At 58.9% G+C, this 16,693-nt stretch carries 13 protein-coding genes; 3 read left to right on the forward strand and 10 right to left on the reverse strand.

The window, feature by feature from the left end:
- Positions 1–390: 390 nt before the first annotated feature.
- On the reverse strand, positions 391–1,413 hold the full coding sequence (locus tag GNZ13_RS48575; protein ID WP_172178397.1) for an extracellular catalytic domain type 2 short-chain-length polyhydroxyalkanoate depolymerase: 1,023 nt from the start codon (positions 1,411–1,413) through the stop codon (positions 391–393).
- Positions 1,414–2,448: 1,035 nt separating this feature from the next.
- Here GNZ13_RS48575 and GNZ13_RS48580 point away from each other — a divergent pair.
- Positions 2,449–4,362: an SMP-30/gluconolactonase/LRE family protein gene (locus GNZ13_RS48580; RefSeq protein ID WP_172178399.1), complete on the forward strand. Its 1,914-nt coding sequence runs from the start codon at positions 2,449–2,451 to the stop codon at positions 4,360–4,362.
- A gap of 877 nt (positions 4,363–5,239) precedes the next feature.
- Positions 5,240–5,746, forward strand: a complete 507-nt coding sequence (locus GNZ13_RS48585; RefSeq protein ID WP_172178401.1) for a lipocalin-like domain-containing protein — start codon at positions 5,240–5,242, stop codon at positions 5,744–5,746.
- 369 nt (positions 5,747–6,115) lie between these two features.
- Here GNZ13_RS48585 and GNZ13_RS48590 read toward each other — a convergent pair whose 3' ends face one another.
- From GNZ13_RS48590 to GNZ13_RS48610, 5 genes are all read right to left on the reverse strand, one after another.
- Positions 6,116–7,678, reverse strand: a complete 1,563-nt coding sequence (locus tag GNZ13_RS48590) for an outer membrane protein assembly factor BamB family protein (RefSeq protein ID WP_172178403.1) — start codon at positions 7,676–7,678, stop codon at positions 6,116–6,118.
- An 835-nt stretch (positions 7,679–8,513) separates the two neighbouring features.
- Positions 8,514–9,452 (reverse strand): LysR family transcriptional regulator, encoded by a 939-nt coding sequence (locus GNZ13_RS48595; protein WP_172178405.1) that lies wholly within the window; start codon positions 9,450–9,452, stop codon positions 8,514–8,516.
- A 103-nt stretch (positions 9,453–9,555) separates the two neighbouring features.
- Entirely contained in the window at positions 9,556–10,743 is a 1,188-nt protein-coding gene (locus tag GNZ13_RS48600) for an acetyl-CoA C-acyltransferase (protein ID WP_172178407.1), read from the reverse strand.
- Positions 10,744–10,772: 29 nt separating this feature from the next.
- Entirely contained in the window at positions 10,773–11,537 is a 765-nt protein-coding gene (locus GNZ13_RS48605) for an SDR family NAD(P)-dependent oxidoreductase (RefSeq protein WP_172178409.1), read from the reverse strand.
- A gap of 89 nt (positions 11,538–11,626) precedes the next feature.
- Positions 11,627–12,352, reverse strand: coding sequence for a nitroreductase (locus GNZ13_RS48610; RefSeq protein WP_172178411.1), 726 nt, complete (start codon positions 12,350–12,352; stop codon positions 11,627–11,629).
- A 299-nt stretch (positions 12,353–12,651) separates the two neighbouring features.
- Here GNZ13_RS48610 and GNZ13_RS48615 point away from each other — a divergent pair, with 299 nt between their 5' ends.
- Entirely contained in the window at positions 12,652–14,307 is a 1,656-nt protein-coding gene (locus GNZ13_RS48615; RefSeq protein ID WP_172178413.1) for an AMP-binding protein, read from the forward strand.
- A 17-nt stretch (positions 14,308–14,324) separates the two neighbouring features.
- Here GNZ13_RS48615 and GNZ13_RS48620 read toward each other — a convergent pair whose 3' ends face one another.
- From GNZ13_RS48620 to GNZ13_RS48635, 4 genes are all read right to left on the reverse strand, one after another.
- On the reverse strand, positions 14,325–15,017 hold the full coding sequence (locus tag GNZ13_RS48620) for a Crp/Fnr family transcriptional regulator (protein ID WP_172178421.1): 693 nt from the start codon (positions 15,015–15,017) through the stop codon (positions 14,325–14,327).
- A 238-nt stretch (positions 15,018–15,255) separates the two neighbouring features.
- Positions 15,256–15,438, reverse strand: coding sequence for a hypothetical protein (locus GNZ13_RS48625; protein ID WP_216675309.1), 183 nt, complete (start codon positions 15,436–15,438; stop codon positions 15,256–15,258).
- Between the two features lie 28 nt (positions 15,439–15,466).
- Positions 15,467–15,736 (reverse strand): hypothetical protein, encoded by a 270-nt coding sequence (locus GNZ13_RS48630; protein ID WP_172178417.1) that lies wholly within the window; start codon positions 15,734–15,736, stop codon positions 15,467–15,469.
- Positions 15,737–15,899: 163 nt separating this feature from the next.
- Entirely contained in the window at positions 15,900–16,547 is a 648-nt protein-coding gene (locus tag GNZ13_RS48635) for an MFS transporter (protein WP_172178419.1), read from the reverse strand.
- Between the last annotated feature and the right edge of the window lie 146 nt (positions 16,548–16,693).

A 16,693-nucleotide genomic window follows, 5' to 3' on the forward strand; every position in this document is an offset into this window, starting at 1 on the left:
TCCGTCGCGGCATGCGACCAGCGCAAGATGACAGGACAGCGACCGTTCACTGGCGGAGGCGCGATCCATCGGCAATAGAAGTGCTTTCGTCAGCGGCCTGCGGGCTCGGCCGGGGGATCTGTTTCGCCTGGAAGACATTTTTTCGACATTGCGACGCCGGGAAGCGATTGATTATAGCGAAGCCTTATCAGAGATACGGCAGCGACGACAACCAAGGGCCGAGTTCGACCCACAAGCGACGGTCGATCCGCTCCGATGCGGTCGTACAGATGGCTGTCGTCCCGGCGCGGAAGGATTCATGAGCGTAAATCTCGCCGTGTCCGGCCGGATTCTTCTGTATGGCATTGAACTCACCGTGCGAGCACATTCGTGCCCGCACGTGCTCGCGCGTTAGGGCTTGGAGAGCAGTCGGCCGACCATGGCGTTAACCGCAGTAAGCTGGGAACCCGATTTCACCGCGTAGTCGGGACCCGTATAACCGAACCAGTCCCAGCAACCTTGCGGATTGAACGGGATCGTGGACGCATTCACCTGCGGATACAGAACGAGGATGTTGTTCGTGTCGGCCCAGTAGTTGTAGTTGGTCTTCTCGTAGAAATCGTCGCCAACCACGGCTGCCGACTGCTTGCATCCATGGAATGCGACGTGAACCTTGCACGCCACTCCCTGATCGCACGACTTAGGCACGTAGACGAATCCCGTGTCCGCCATGCCGGTCGCAGATGCTGCGAATTCGCGCTGACTGAACGGCACGATTCTCCCGGTCAGGCTCTTCGCTGGCGGCTTTAGTGGACCGTAGATATACTGCAGCAACGCGCCGGCCTGGTCGTACCTCTGCTTGCCGACCTCGCAGTGGCTGATGTATGGAGGCGCATTGTCAGCACACACGTTGCCGAACGACGGTGTAATGAATGCGTGACCAGCCGGCACGTTATTCACGTACTTCAGGTTCGACGCAGGGACGCCGGCCTCCTTGAAGAACGACACTGTCGAGTCGACTGCCTGTTGGTAGACAACTGTGTCTTTCGTTCCGCTGAAGACGTAGATCCGCGCCTTCTGAAGGTTCGATAGTGGGTCGATCTGATTCAGCGAAGCAAAGCCTGCGGCGGCGGTTACCATTAGCGTCGAGTTCGGCGGAACGAACGGTACCTGCCCCATGCAGATCGAGGCGTTAAACAAGTTCCCTGCCGCGCAGTAGTACGGACCGCCGGCGACCACGCCAGCCCCGACTACGGAACCGGAGTACGCGACCTGGTACTGGACCGCCATGAAGGCGCCCGACGACAGGCCGGACACCGACGTCTGCGACGGGTCACCGTGGTACGACGGCAGCGCATCAGCGGCCAGCGCGGCATGGGTGAGGGCAGCAGCGAGCGCGAGAGCAGCAATGGCGAGGCGAGGATGCATTTTCATCGTGATACCTCCTGTGGCATAGCGAATGAAACGGACGTCGAGCGAAAGGACGACTTGCTGAGAAACCTTGCCGTTCATCGCGGCTGTGCAATGCGCTCGGCCCGGTACGTTGCGTACGCGGTCACGCATCCCGCACGAAGGGCCGCAACCTCGATCGGACAGACAACAGCCGCCGCGGCGACCACGATATAGGCGACACATCGATGGCCGATTTCCGCCGCTCCGTCACCGTCGTGCCGCCACTGTGCCGATCTGGCGCGGTTGAGGGCTTGAGCGGGGTGCGAAATTCGTATGATGAACCATCATCGACGTTTAAAAAAACCGTCAATCCCGTATTCTTTTTTGTGTGAGACATTTGCAACGTCGTCGTATTGCTGTCATCCGAGGCATCTAGGCGTCTTCGATTGCGGCGCGCCGCGATCGACAGCTTTGTACCGTTTCGCATGCAAACTCGACCGGCTCTTGTTGGCCGCGTACTGCCTCATGCAAAGGGCATATACAACGTGAACCGGGCAAGTCTGCGGTCGGCAGCACGCGACCCTCACCGGACCTTCGCCTCGCGAGAAATCAGCCACTCGCGGGCCACGCTTGCCACCCCGAACCGCCAGTTGACTCGTGAACGCTCATCCACCTCGCGGAGCGGCTGGAAGCGGTGCTCGGGCTGAGTGTTAGCACGTTTGCCTGTACTGGAAACGCGAACAGCTCAACTTTTTCCGCACCTCGCCGATATACCACTCGAACGCAGTATTGGGTTGGGCAGACGCGACACTTGTTGGAGCGGCGAGTGGACAAGGACAGTTTCCTGGGAAACGCTGCTCGCCGAATGGGCGAGCGGCGCCGGGCACGCTTCGAAGACGACCCATCCCGATCGAAGAATCTTCGAGGCCATAGCGCGGATGCCAGCACGACAAGGAAGGCAGCCGCAGGAACCATCGTCGCCCCCCATGTAAAGCCCATCAGGTTGTCAACGCTGCGAGCACGGGCCAAACCGCAATCCCCCAATTCAGGTGCCTCAGGAGGGCACGCTTCACGATCATGAAACGAATCTACGCCACGTTCCTCGCCGCACTGCTGATCGCTACGCTCGCGCCGGAGTGCCAGGGACAGTACACCACCGACTGGGTGGCGAACACATCTGGAACCAACGCTACCCGCGTGGGTAGCGTCGCACGCTCTATGTGGATAGCGCCCGAGGGCGTCATCTACACGGCTTCCATGTGGGACGAAAACGAAGGTGGTGTCGCGATATACCAGAACGGCCGAAGCCTGGGGTCCATAGGAGGTCACGGCGACTTACAGGGCTCGGCCATTACGGGAAATGCAACTTCGATTTTCGCCGCTCTGCAATTTAATACCAGTTACGGCAGCGGCACGGTGGGGCGGTACAACCGAACCACTCAATCTCGCGACTTTCTCATCCCGGTCAGCGCGACAACGACTGAGCAGCGGGCTGATGTAATCACGGGACTCGCGACGTCGGGCTCGCTCCTTTATGCGAGCGACTCTCCTGGAAATCGCGTCCGCGTCTACACCACCGAAGGCGTCTGGCGGCAGGATATCGCCGTCTCAAGCCCTGGCGCGCTCGCGGTGGACAGCGCAGGAAACATCTGGGTTGCGCAGAAGAGCGCGGGCGCGATCCTCGAATTCAATCCGGCCGGCGTGCTCGTGAACACCATCCAGATGTCCGTCGCCTCCCGACCGTCCTCGCTGTATTTCGATTCGTCGACCGGGTGTCTGATGATCGGCGACGAAGGCCCCGACATGAACATCAAGATCTATAGCATTTTGGGCATTCCATTTCTGGTCAGTGCATTTGGCATTCAGGGGGGATATCTCGATACGACAACGGGAATCAAAGGCCAGGTTGGCGATAAGCGTTTTACCCGCGTCACCGGCATCGGCAAAGACGCCGCCGGCAACGTGTACGTGCTCAACAACCCGTGGGGCGGAAGATGGGACCTCGGCCGCGACGGCGGCACCGACATTCACTCCTACGACAGTCTTGGCCACCTGCAATGGAAGCTTCAGTCTCTCAACTTCGAGGGGGTCGCCGCTCCGGACCCGGGTACTGATGGCGCGTACTTCTATGGAGGCACCAACATCTACACCGGCACCGCTGGGGGAACCTTCGTCGCGAACACTGTCGATCCGATCGACTATCCATCCGACCCACGCATCAACATCAACGATCGCTCACGGGATGAGCACTTCGGTCAACTTGCCACCGTCGGCGCCAAGCGGATCCTCGTGGCGTCCGGCCAGAATCCCGATACTTTCTACTTCTTCCACTTCAATGCTGTGAATGGCTACATCGCCATACCGGACGCCACGCTTCCAGGTCCGGCGTTCAATACGACCGCACCGGTCAGGGACGGATTCTGCCTCGACAGCAAGGGGGACGTCTGGGCCGGTTTGGACAAGACGAATGCCATCTGGCACTATCCGCTGACCGGCTTCGATGCCAACGGTCAGCCGAGTTGGGGTGCAGGAATTGCAACGCCCATTCCGGGCACGATCACGCCATTGACGCGGATCATCTACCTGCCCGAAAGCGACACAATGATCCTGGCACAGGGAGTTGTCGGTAGCACGGACTGGACGTCGCTCGGAACGCGGATCGAGGTGTATCACGGCTGGCTCGCAGGCAACACGACCGTTCCCAATCCGGTGATCAACCTCACCAGCGCCAATCCCAAGTCGATCACGGCGGCCGGCGACTATCTCTTCGTCGGATACGTACACACCGTGCCCAACATCGATGCCTTCAATCTGACCACAGGCAGCCTGGACACCACGTTGATCAACAGCAACCCCATCACCGTGTACGTCGGCAATGACGTGGATTCGATGTACGGCCTTAGATCGTACCGTCGGTCGACCGGGGAGTACGTGATCACGAAGGACAACTACAACGGGACCAGCGTCATCATTTATCGTTGGACACCTTGATCGACAGTGCTCGTCGCGCCTACGCCCCCGGCGAGTGCCTCACGTCATGTCGACTTATCGACATTGTTTCTTTCCGCAGGCAGCGTTCGCCCGGAAAATCCGGCACAGCCTTGCGAGATGCTTCGAAAGTCTGAAATCTTTAGTCGCCTGATACGCATACACTGCCGTTCCTGCTTTCCTGTCGGTACCAATTGGAGCAATGGCCGACTGCGATATTATCGCTCAGCGAAATTGGCCAATTTGCGCACTCGGGTAACGCGTCAAGTGCGGTAGCCAAAATGTGTATTCGTTTCGAGTCACCGACTACCGTTTGCTGTAAGTGGTTGGCGATCCCCTCTTGCCGGAGTGACGAGAATCAGGCTGACGCGGACCGCCATCCGCTTACCAACGGATGCTTGTTGACGATCCAGGTAGCAATCTCCAACGTCCGGTCATGGCTGGACGCGGAAGGTCGTCGTCGGTCGACGATCGAACTTCCCGACCCAGCTCCAAACTTCGGTAGGCGACCCTTCTGCGACCTTGCGCCGCATAACAGGCTGACGGTCCGCAGCAGGGTTGACGCATCGCCTTGCGGCGACCCGGGGATGCCTTCGATAGCCGGATCGACTGGACGCCTTGGGCCACGCGTACCGACTCGGGCGCACAGGTGGTAAGCTGCCGTTCTGTCGAAAGCACGTTACTCCGCTTCACGTGCGATTCAATCCCGCCCCGGTCATTCGCCATGGTTACAAACTTGTACTTACGTAACCGTCTCGGGAGTCGTGACGCCAATCGACTGGGCTGAGCTCCCGCGCTCGTCACATGCAGTCCTCGACCGTTGCACCGATTCTGAAGTTCGTCGGAGCGCCAGATGCGCTCATTGATGAAGGGGCGTTCCATGCACAAAAGAATAGCCGTGGTTTCGTTCATACTGGTCATGCTGTGCCTGTCCACGCTTGCCCGGGCCGATGCAAATCCGTTGCTCGGGACATGGCGACTGAAGTCGTTTGTGCGCGAAGTCGCCGGCACCGGCGAGCGATACAACCAGCTCGGGGATCATCCTGACGGCTATCTCAGCTACTCGTCGGATGGCCGGATGCTCGTGTTCTTTGTGTCTGGCGATCAGCCACGACCGCGCAACGAGCCCTCCGACGAAGAGCGGATTAGGCTCCATAAATCGATGCTTGCGTACGGCGGAACGTATAGCGTGTCGCCCGGCAGGGTCGTGCATCACATCGACATCGAATGGGACGGCAGGCGCCTCGGAACCGACCAGGTGCGGTTTTACGCCATCGATGGCGACACGCTCTCGATCAAGACCGAACCAAACAAGAGTCCCGTGGACGGGCGCGAGGGCGTAGGTATCTTGATGTTCGAGAGGGTGAAAGGCTCGCGGCCGCAATGAGGCCATTGAAAGCGGCTTGTCCAACGCGCTCAACCGCGTACATGCTTTTTTCGCGTACGTGTCGGTGGGCGCGGGCCGGATGACTCTGCCTCGTTAGGCCTGTCTCAGAATTCGAGTGCAACGGCCACACCGGCGCATTAGCATTAGTCTCCAACGTCCGCTCTGAAGCCTCACTGCTACTGTCCGCAACTGGCCGAACCTTCCCGATCGTCGCGCGCTCGACCTGTGCGTTTATACGAGCGGCGGCACACGACCCACTCCTGCCGCCCAAGATCGTGCCACCTTAATGGCAGCTTCCCGGATGCAGCGGACGTCCGCGCGCATGTAGTCGCCGGCAGGTTCTCGGATCGTGGTCGTTGCCGGACCGGCTCAACGCATTGCCGCGCTCGAAGACCGCTTGAGCAGCCTGAATGCGTGCACACCACCGCCCGTACCATCGTTCGTGTACCCCGAACCAACGAACACCATGTCGCCAACCGGCGTGGCTCCGGAATCGACCGATCCAAGTGGCTTCATCGGGAAGCTCCTCAGCAATGCGCCAGTTCGCGCGTCGTAGGCGTTCAACGCGGGCGGCTGCAAGAGTCCAACGGTGCCAATGAAGACGACGCCATCAGCAAGTGCGGCTGGCGCGAAGCTCTGGTTCATAGGCTGCTGCCAGAGAACGCCGCCCCCGCCCAGGTCCAAGGCGTGCATGCTCGGTTCCTGAATGAACGTATCGCGAGGATTCTGTGGATTGCAGAGCCCGGTCTGCGTGAACGCATTACCATCACCAATCCCTGTTGCGCTGAAGATTCGCGATCCGTCAATAGCTGCAGCGCCATAGAAGCCCCCCGCGTTTCCGCCGAAGACGACGTTCCTCGCCCACACCAGTTTGCCACCGGGGTTACGCGTAAGACGGTCGAGCAGGTAATACGTCCCGTCCTTTCCGCCTATGCCCACGTACTGGCCTTGGTCGGTGTGAATGAGATTAGGCGAGGCGCCGAAGTCGAAGTCGCAGAGCTTGGGGTCGCTCACGCGAGGTCGAAATGCCCAGACGAGTTGCCCCGTACGGCTCTCCAGGGCGATGACGGCCTCATGAAATGGCGCGGTTGCATCATTGTTGCAGTCACCGGTTCCGAAGAAGACGAGGTGGCGATCAACGTCGATCGCCGCAGACGACCAAACGCTGCCACAACCACGATTTTGCCCACCCGCGACGTGTCCGTTCACCAATAGCGGCTGCCCGTTAGTGCCCAATACCGGGTCGACCTCGAAGCGCCACCGCATTGCGCCGGTCTCGCTATCGAATGCCGCGAAACCCCCGCGGTAGTGATCGGCGCCGGGCGTCCAGCCAACGAAGACCATGTCTTCGAAGATGGCGGGAGATGAGAAGATTTGCGCCGGATCATTCGCATCGGAGGCGCAAGCCGGCTCATCCGGGTTACCACAAACGACACGCTTCCAGCGCAACGATCCATCCTTGGCATTCAAACTATAGAGAGTCTTGCCAGCAGCAAAATAGACTTTGTCCGCAATCACGGCTGCGGACGAAGTGATCAGTCCACCCTGACTAAAAAAACGCGGGGGCGGCACCTGCCCGGACGCGAGGCATTGTGGGGGGACAGGTATCAGTGTGTTCTGGCAGTCCACCTGGAACTTCCAGCGCACCATTCCGGAGCGCGCATCGAGCGCATAGAAGAACCCGTCCCACGAGCCGATGTAGACCACACCGTCGACGACGGTAGGTGATGCAGTGACGGCGTCCCCAGTAGCGAAGGTCCATACCTCTTGAAGATCTGCCACGTTCGTCGGATTGATTCGGGAGTCTGGATTGCTGAAGGTATGCTCCAGATTCCGGCCATACATCGGCCAGTCGTCTTTACCTTCGCGTTCGCCGTACGTAGTGGCCGGCACCATCAGAGCGAGAAGAACGGCAACGATCCAGATCCGCATGATCGGTCTCCCGATACTGTGAGGCTGAACGGCAATCGAATCGCTTCATGATTGTCCACGCTGATCGCACTGCCCATGAAGGTCATGCCGACACCTCTACATTTAAGACAAGGGACTGGACTAAAATCAAGGGCGTTCGGCAGAGTCATGCGAAGTTCATCTCTTTGTCATATTTGCGGCCTGCTCCTTATCGGATCGCCTGATCTTTTCTGCTGGAGTCGTGTAGTGGCCTAATTGCCTCGGACAGGCCGATCGTAAGCGTAAGCGCTTTGAGGATTAATCGGATCAACTACGACTGCCGTCCAGGCTCTTCATGATCGATCGGCATGGCGGCTGGTAAAAGTCCGGTGTCTGGACGGAGCCGACGTCCGAATGTCCGCATGCCAGCGCCGACCAACGGCTGGAGGTGGCCGGTCGCTGCCCGTCGGCCATCGGCTGCAAGCGACCCATTGCGGCCCGTCAAGCCAGCGCGACATCTACGGCGGCTTTCAAGGCACAACGGCCGTTCGTCGACTCGCATAAGGAGACGGGAGTTCGGCCATTGCCGACATTGGTGCGGGCTGTGTTCTATGTCAGCAATGTGGCTGATTGCTGACAGTGGCGGCATCGAGCAGTCGGACGGCAGCTTCCTGCATCAGCGAACTCACACCCCCGACCCTGAACTGCCGTTCGAGATCGCGCTACCGCAACGGCTGCTTCGAAGGTGCAACCGCCATTCGACCAATCAAGCTGGCCGGCGAGCAATCGGTGCCTTTACAGCCACTCGAGCCTCCCCCCTACCACTGCTGAATGACCGCTATCCTGAGAGATCGAGGAGAAACATGCGTGAAGACAATCAACGCTGAGTAAATCTGCGAGCGGCTTCCTGATCAGCCGCCAGTGTCGCCGGCATCGTATCCATCAGATAGTCCACCCAGGTGCGAATCTTCGCGTCAACGTATTGTCGCGATGGATACATCGCGTACAGACCCATCTCCTGCGACCTGTATTCGGGTAGTACCCAGGCAAGTTCACCGTTGCGCAATCCGCTGATCGCCGAGTAGATCGGAATCAGGCCGATTCCTGGTCCTTCCCGTACTCCAGTGGCAAGAGCCTCTCGGGTATTGACTTCCAGCACGGCTGGCCGGAATCGAACGGACTCCTTTCCGTTTGGCCCATCGAATGTCCACACGTTCATTGAAAATTCAGGTGTGTTCAGGTGGATGCACGAATGCGCTTCGAGGTCGTCTGGTTTGTGCGGAACGCCATGGGCCTCGATGTAAGTGCGTGATGCGCAAACAATGCTGAATGCACTACCGACTTTCTGTGAAATGAGCTCTGAATCTGATAATACCAATGCCCCGACAATTGCAACGTCGCAGCCGTCTTCGATGAAATCCGGCGTGCCATTGGCGAGCGTCAGCCGGACTTTCACTTCCGGATATAGCTTTTGATACGCGCCGATCGCCTTGATGAGGTAGTGCTGTCCAAACCCGACGGGAGTGCGAACCCTCAGTTTCCCAAACGGACGCGCATGTGCGTCACCAGCCTCCGCCTCAGCCTGTTCGATCAGGGCCAGAATCTGCATGCAATGATCGTAATATCGCTCACCAGCTTCAGTCAGCGCGATGCGTCGTGTGGTCCTGTTGAGCAGCCGGGTTCGAAGGTGTGCTTCCAGATCCGAAACGGCGCGCGAGGTCTGGCCAGGAGTGGTGTCCATGCCGTTCGCCGCCGCGGTGAAGCTCCCGGCTTCGACGACGCGCACAAAGACGCGCATGTCTTGAAGTATGTCCATGCAGAGCTCCAGATGCGAGTCGAAACGGCGACGCGCGACAAATGACTTATCGCTACATCCCTTTGCGGGCGTGACAGTGCGCGCCGGCTGACCGACGCTTACGTTAAACCATCTCGATGGCCATGGCAGTGGCTTCGCCACCGCCGATGCAAAGGCTGGCAATTCCGCGCCTTCCGCCAGTTGATCTGAGGGCCGCAAGTAAGGTGACCAGAATGCGTGCTCCGGAAGCGCCGATGGGATGGCCGATGGCGCAGGCGCCGCCGTGTATGTTGACCTTGCCGTGATCGAGCGCCATGTCCCGCATGGCAGCCATCACGGCGACCGCAAATGCCTCGTTGATTTCCCACAAATCTACGCTGGACGTCCCCCATCCAATCCTGGACAGTAGTTTCTCTATCGCGCCCGTGGGAGCGGTGGTAAACAGTCTCGGCTCTTGAGCGTGGGTGGCGTGGCCGACAATAGCGGCCAGAGGCTTGATCCCAAGTCTCTCGGCACTTGAGAGGCGCATCAGCACCAGCGCGGCGGCACCATCGGAAATCGAACTGGAGTTAGCCGCCGTTACTGTGCCATCGGTCTTGAAAGCGGGTTTCAGACTGGTGATCTTGTCCAGATTGGCTTTGCCCGGCTGCTCATCGTGCTCCACCAGAACTTCGCCTTTTTTGCTGGAGGTCATCACGGGGGTGACCTCCCACGCGAAGGCACCGGACCGAATAGCGGCCTGGGCTCGTGTGGTTGACTTTATTGCGTAGGCGTCCTGATCTTCACGAGAAAAACCGTAAGACTCGGCGCACTCTTCAGCGAAGGTGCCCATTTGACGGCCGCGATCGAAATAAGCATCTTCCAGGCCGTCGAAGGACATATGGTCGAGGATCTGTCCGTGACCAAGGCGGAAGCCCCCTCGTGCCTTCGGGATGAAGTAGGGAGCGTTTGTCATGGACTCCATGCCACCCGCAACAATGACCTCGTTGCTGCTGGCCATCAGGAGATCATGGGCCAGCATGGCGGCTTTCATGCCGGAACCGCACACTTTGTTGACTGTGGAGCAGACCACCGAGAGGGGTAGCCCGGCGCCGATGGCCGCCTGGCGCGCCGGGGCCTGGCCGAGGCCCGCAGGCAGCACACAACCCAGGATGAGTTCCTGCACCTCGTCGGCGCTAACGCCGGCTCGCTGGATAGCGGCCTTTACCGCAACGGCACCGAGCTGCGGCGCTGTGCAGCTGGAGAGATCCCCCTGGAAGCTGCCAATGGGGGTACGGGCGACAGATACGATAACTACGGGATCTTTGGACATGGCTTATTCGCTGAAAAGATGGATGCGGTTTATTTGGCGGCCATACGGATGGCGCCGTCGAGGCGGATGACCTCGCCGTTCAGGTATTCATTCAAGAGGATGTGCTCCACCAGAGCGGCGTATTCGGCTGGCTTGCCCATCCGGGCTGGAAACGGCACCGTTTTGCCGAGCGCCTCCTGTACTTCAGCGGGCATGCCGAGCAACATGGGGGTTTCCATGATGCCTGGAGCAACTGTCATAACCCGGATGCCGCAGCGCGAGAGTTCCCGCGCGAGTGGCAACGTCATCGCGACAACGCCGCCTTTGGAAGCGGCATAGGCTGCCTGCCCCACCTGTCCTTCAAACGCGGCCACCGAGGCTGTGCAGATGATGACGCCGCGTTCGCCGGAAGGCACTGGCGGACAGGCGCTTATCATCTCCGCCGCAATGCGGGTCATGTTGAAAGTACCAACCAGGTTGATATTGATCGTCCGGGCGAACGCGTCCAGCTTGTGGGTTCCTTCACGGCCGATGACCTTTTCGGCGGGAGCAACGCCCGCGCAATTGACGAGTCCCCTGAGGTGTCCCATTTCCATGGCCGCTGCAAAAGCTGCCCGGGCGCTGTGTTCGCTGGCGACGTCGGTGGCAACGAATCGGGCATTTGGCCCTAGCTGTGCGGCGATGGTCTCACCTGCTTCGGGGTTGACGTCCGCCAGGACCACCTTGCCGCCCCGCTCGACGATCATCTTCGCCGTGGCCGCTCCCAGGCCGGAACCGGCCCCAGTCACTACAAAAACGTTGTCTCTGATCTGCATGTCCGTTTTCCTTTCATATGACGCTCCGCTAATGCATTCGGTACGCGGGCCGCTGACTGGCGTCTGACGTCCGCTTCCCAAGCGCACCGCTAATCCGAATAGAACGTTGTGAACGAGCCAACCTCCGCTCTTTCCGTAACGAGGGTGTTCTCGATGCATGAGGCGTCCGCAAATCCAAGACTCATGCCGACAACGAACCTCTCAGTTGTCTCCAGTCGGAGTTGCTCCGAAATTACTTTGTGGTACTTCATAAATGCCGCTTGAGGGCATGTGCTCAAGCCATGTGCACGAGCGGCGATCATGATGTTTTGCAGGAACATCCCGTAGTCGAGCAGGCTACCCTGCTGCATGACGCGGTCGATTGTGAAGAACAGGCCGACGGGCGCGTCAAAGAATTGATAGTTGCGGCCGTGCTGGGCCTGCATTCGTTCCTTGTCGCCCTTTTCGATTCCAAGCAACCCATATAGCATCCAACCGACAGCGCGTTTTCTTTCAAGGTATGGCGATATCCACTCGCGCGGGTAGTAGTCCCACTCGTCCGCGCATGTCTCGTCTAAGGTCGAATCGTCACTAACCCGCTGGATCGCAGCGCAGATGCGGTCTTTGGCGTGCCCCGTGACGACGTGTACGCGCCAGGGCTGGATGTTGACGCCTGTGGCAGCAAACCGCGCAATGTCCAATATCGATTCCACAGTCTCTCGAGGAACCGGCGTGGGCAGAAACGCCCTGACGCTGCGACGCGACAGGATCGCCCATTCGATGGCCTTGCGCAGCGCATCGGCATCCATCGCCGGTGGTGTGTCACTTCTCTTCATCTGTCACTCCATTTGTCTCCACGGTCGGCAAACCCAGGCAACTCCCTTGCACGGCAGCATTGCCTTTGCGAACAAGACTAGCCAGGCAGAACGGGACATGTTGTCTCGAACATGACAATCGGCATCCGGTAGCCGATCGTCTCTACGAACCGAAGGAGTGTCTTGTTCGGGACAGTTCCGGGTCAGCACAACGTTTAGATTGGATGGGGTAGCGCAAGGTTTGAGCGTTCAGATTCAGGGGTTGCACTGCGGCACCGCTTGTATCCGGGACACTTTCACATCAGACGAGGAGACACGACATGCCCACCCAAATCTACGAGCACGGACTCGATCGAAACGAAGCCAACCATGTGCCGCTGACACCGCTGCACTCACTGGATCGATGCGCCGATTTATTTCCGGAGCATATTGCTATCGTGCATGGCGAGATGCGTCAGACCTGGGCGGCGACGCGCAGCCGCTGCCGCCGGCTGGCCAGCGCGCTCGTCCGGCGAGGTGTCAAGCGCGGCGACACCGTATCGATCATTGCGCCTAATACGCCCGCGTTGGTGGAGGCGCATTTCGGGGTGCCGCTAAGCGGAGCTGTCCTCAACACGATCAACTGCAGGCTGGATGCCGACGGCATTCGGTTCATCCTGCTTCACGGGGAATGTAAGGTTCTTTTCGTGGATCGTGAATTTGCCGCCCTTGCTGCAGACGCACTAGAGCATGTTCCAGACAGGCCACTCGTGATTGACATTGCCGATCTCGAAGCGCCGCCGGGGGCATCGATAGGTGAGCTCGACTATGAGCAATTGCTTGGAGAGGGTGATCCAGACTTCGAAGGCATATGGCCCACGGACGAATGGGAAGCTATCGCGTTGAACTACACGTCCGGCACGACCTCCGACCCGAAAGGGGTCGTAGTCAGTCACCGAGGGGTCTACCTTATGAGCATGCTCCAGTTGATTGATTGGGGCATGCCGCGAGGGCCGGTGTATCTCTGGACCCTACCGATGTTTCACGCCAACGGCTGGTGCTTCGCCTGGGCAGTCACGACAGCGGGTGGCACCCATGTCTGTCTGCGCAAAGTCAATGCCGCAGGGATATTTCGAGCCATCCGCGAGTACGGCGTCGACCATTTTTGTGCGGCGCCAATCGTCCTGGCCGCATTGGCCGACGCGTCTGCCAGCGAGCGTAGTCCGTTGCCTCGCATCGTCCGCGTGCGCACGGCAGGGTCACCGCCCCCGGCAACCGTGTTGAGATCTGTCAGCGAGCTGGGATTCGAGGTTGAGCACGTATACGGCATCACCGAAGCCTCCGGCACGCCGGTCAGTTGCTTCATCCAGGCAGACTGGCGCGCATTGGCCAACGAGGAGCAGGCGCGCCTGAAGGCGCGGCAAGGTTATCGGGCCTCTGGACTGGAAGCCGTGCGAGTAGCAAATCCCACCACGCTTGAGTCAGTTCCTGCGGACGGAAAGACCGAGGGAGAGGTACTGCTGCGCGGCAATGTCATGATGAAAGGGTATCTGAAGAACGAGGAAGCTACGCGAAACGCCTTCGAGGGTGGCTGGTTTCACACTGGCGATATTGCCGTGATACACCCGGACGGATACATTCAGATCACGGATCGTTGCAAAGACATCATCATTTCAGGCGGCGAAAATATTTCATCGGTAGAGGTGGAGGAAGTATTGCACCAGCACCCGGCCGTACTCATCGCGGCAGTGGTGGCGCAGCCCGATGCCAGGTGGGGTGAAGTGCCTTGCGCATTTGTCGAATTGAGGCAGGGTATCGATGCACCTTCTGAACGAGAGCTGATTACGTTCTGTCGAGAGCGGCTCGCTCACTACAAGTGTCCTGTGAGGATCGTGTACGGCGCGCTGCCAAAGACAGGCACGGGAAAAATTCAGAAATTTCGACTTCGAGCGCAGGCTGGCAGCCGGGAAGCCATTACGAAGCTGTCTGACGCGTAGTCACGTACGCGGCCTAATCAATCTTCGGAATGCGCAAAATCTCGAAGCCCTGTTAGGTCAAGAATTCGGACTGAGCCATATTCGATCGTTAAAAGCCTCGCATCAGCGAGCTCGTGAAGCGCTCGGTTGGTGTTCTGCCTGGAAAGGCCGGACAAACGTCCAATTTCTTCTTGCGAAAGACCCAGCGTCAGATCAGTGACGCCAAAGAGTTGCGGATTGAACAGTTCAGCGAGACAGAAAGCGACTCTTGCAGACGCTTTCTGCAAACGGAGGTTTCCAACCAGACCGACGTAGTATCCACACCGTGCATTGAGTTGATCGATGACAAATCGACTGAACGAATGGCTATTGTCAAGCAGCCACTCAAACGTGCTGTGCGGAATAAACCCGACTTCGCTGTCGCGCAGCGCTACCACCGAGTATGGGCGAGGCTCATCTTTTAATAGGGCTCCCTCGCCAAACCAGGAGCCCGCCGGCACGCCGGCGAAGGTCGTGGCCCGCCCACTTTTCGAGACCGTATCGACTTTGACTAACCCTTCGATCACGCCTATCCAATGATCCGCAGGGGCTCCGCGATGACAGACCAGGGCGCCAGCAGAATACGACCGTTGAAAGGCATCTTTCTGGACGCGAGCGAGTTGCTCCTGTGTCAAATTAGCCGACCAGGCGGAGCGCGATATGAAGCACTGCAACTCAACTGACAGGGGCATAGCCAAGTTAGGTTCGAAGGGTCCAGAGGCTCTAGTTTAACCATTTGCCGGCCGACGTTGCCCAATGATCCGATCGGCTGATATCTGCTCGAAGGTCCGGTCCGGAGCAGCAGCCGACGTTCGACCGAGCACTTGATGGCGTGGGCCAACGTCCGTAGATGGCCGAGAGCACCAATACGATGATCGTTCCGCCGTGACGACGTTGGAATTCTCAATGGCAGCATTCCGGCGGTTTGTGTCAACGCGTACTGCCGGCCACGAGCAGCCGCTGACCAATCAGCTCCCAATGACCCATTGAAAGCCGCAAGCGGTCGTTCGGAACGTCGTCGCGGCCAGCTCGATCTGGCGCGCGCTGCTCGCGCAGCAGTTCATCGAGCGAAATCCGGTTGTACGTGGCGATTCGCTCTCGACGATAGTCCAAGCCCATTGACTTGGTTGATCGTGCCTGTCTATCGCACCTGAATCTCGAAATCGACAAGGTATCCCGATACCTCTGTACCGTGCGTGCGAATCAGCGCGATAAGCTCTTCAGGCGTAATTTCGACACGCCATTCCCGCTGGCTTCCGAGCTTGCGCGCATCTAAAGCGACCAGGAGCACGCTGCGACCATCGGTTGAAGCTTCGAGGCGGATCGTACGGTTAATCGTCTCTGTTTGCAGATCAATTTCCGTCAGTAACGACAACGTGCCATGAGCACCAGAAAAGTGCGGGGAGTCCATGAATGAAAGTTGCCTAATAAGTGTTCACCAGTACGGATTTGCGATCGCCTCGTTATCGCGAAACACAGCGTTGAAAGCCCGATCGCCCAATTCCCGCGGGCTTGTTCTCGGCATGACCGCGGCTGTGCACGACTGCCTCAGGCTTCCGGCCACTGTCGACGTTTCAACTCCTGGTGTGTGCGTAAGCAGCCAGTCTCCCTGAGAAATGGAGAACGAACCCGAGCAACGCCAACGCGCCACCAAATACGCATGCTGCATGCCATCCACCTAGTCGCCAACTGATACTTGCTCCCCACGAACCCGCGGCGCCGCCTACGAACATGCCGCTCATGAATAGCGTGTTGAGTCGACTTCTTGCCTCCGGGCGAAGTGCGTACACCACATGTTGGTTGGAGATGAGAGCCGACTGCTCGCCGAAGTCCAACAGGATGATGCCGACGATCAGGCCAACGAGGCTGCCCCAAAGGCCCAGAACCGCGTATGACAGCAGCATGATCAGGCAACCAAGCCCGATAACGGCATGGGGTCCACGGCGATCAGCGATACGGCCAGCAAGTGGGGCAATCAGAATACCGGCCGCACCAACGATCCCCATGAGGCCCGCCACACCAGCCCCCAAGCCGAAGGCCTCGTGCAGACGCAATGCCAGAATTGTCCATAGCCCGATAAAAGAACCGAACAGCGCGGCTTGAATACACGTTGCACGGCGCAGTGACCGTTCTTCTCGCCACAACTCGATGAGTGACTTCATGAGACCAAAGTAGCTGTGGCTTGTCCTGGGTTCGCTGTGTGGGAGTTTGAATAGCAACATTAACCCGAACTTTGACCAGGCCGAAACATAAGCTATTGATTTCGCACTCTTATGTGTGCGAAGGCGGGATGTTTACTGGGTACAGGCAGGGTTGACGTTCAGCAGGCGGAAGGCTTTTTCCTGAATGGGCGTCGGCCGCGTGATCA

It is taken from the genome of Paraburkholderia elongata (assembly GCF_013177735.1).
Classification (GTDB): Bacteria; Pseudomonadota; Gammaproteobacteria; order Burkholderiales; family Burkholderiaceae; genus Paraburkholderia; species Paraburkholderia elongata.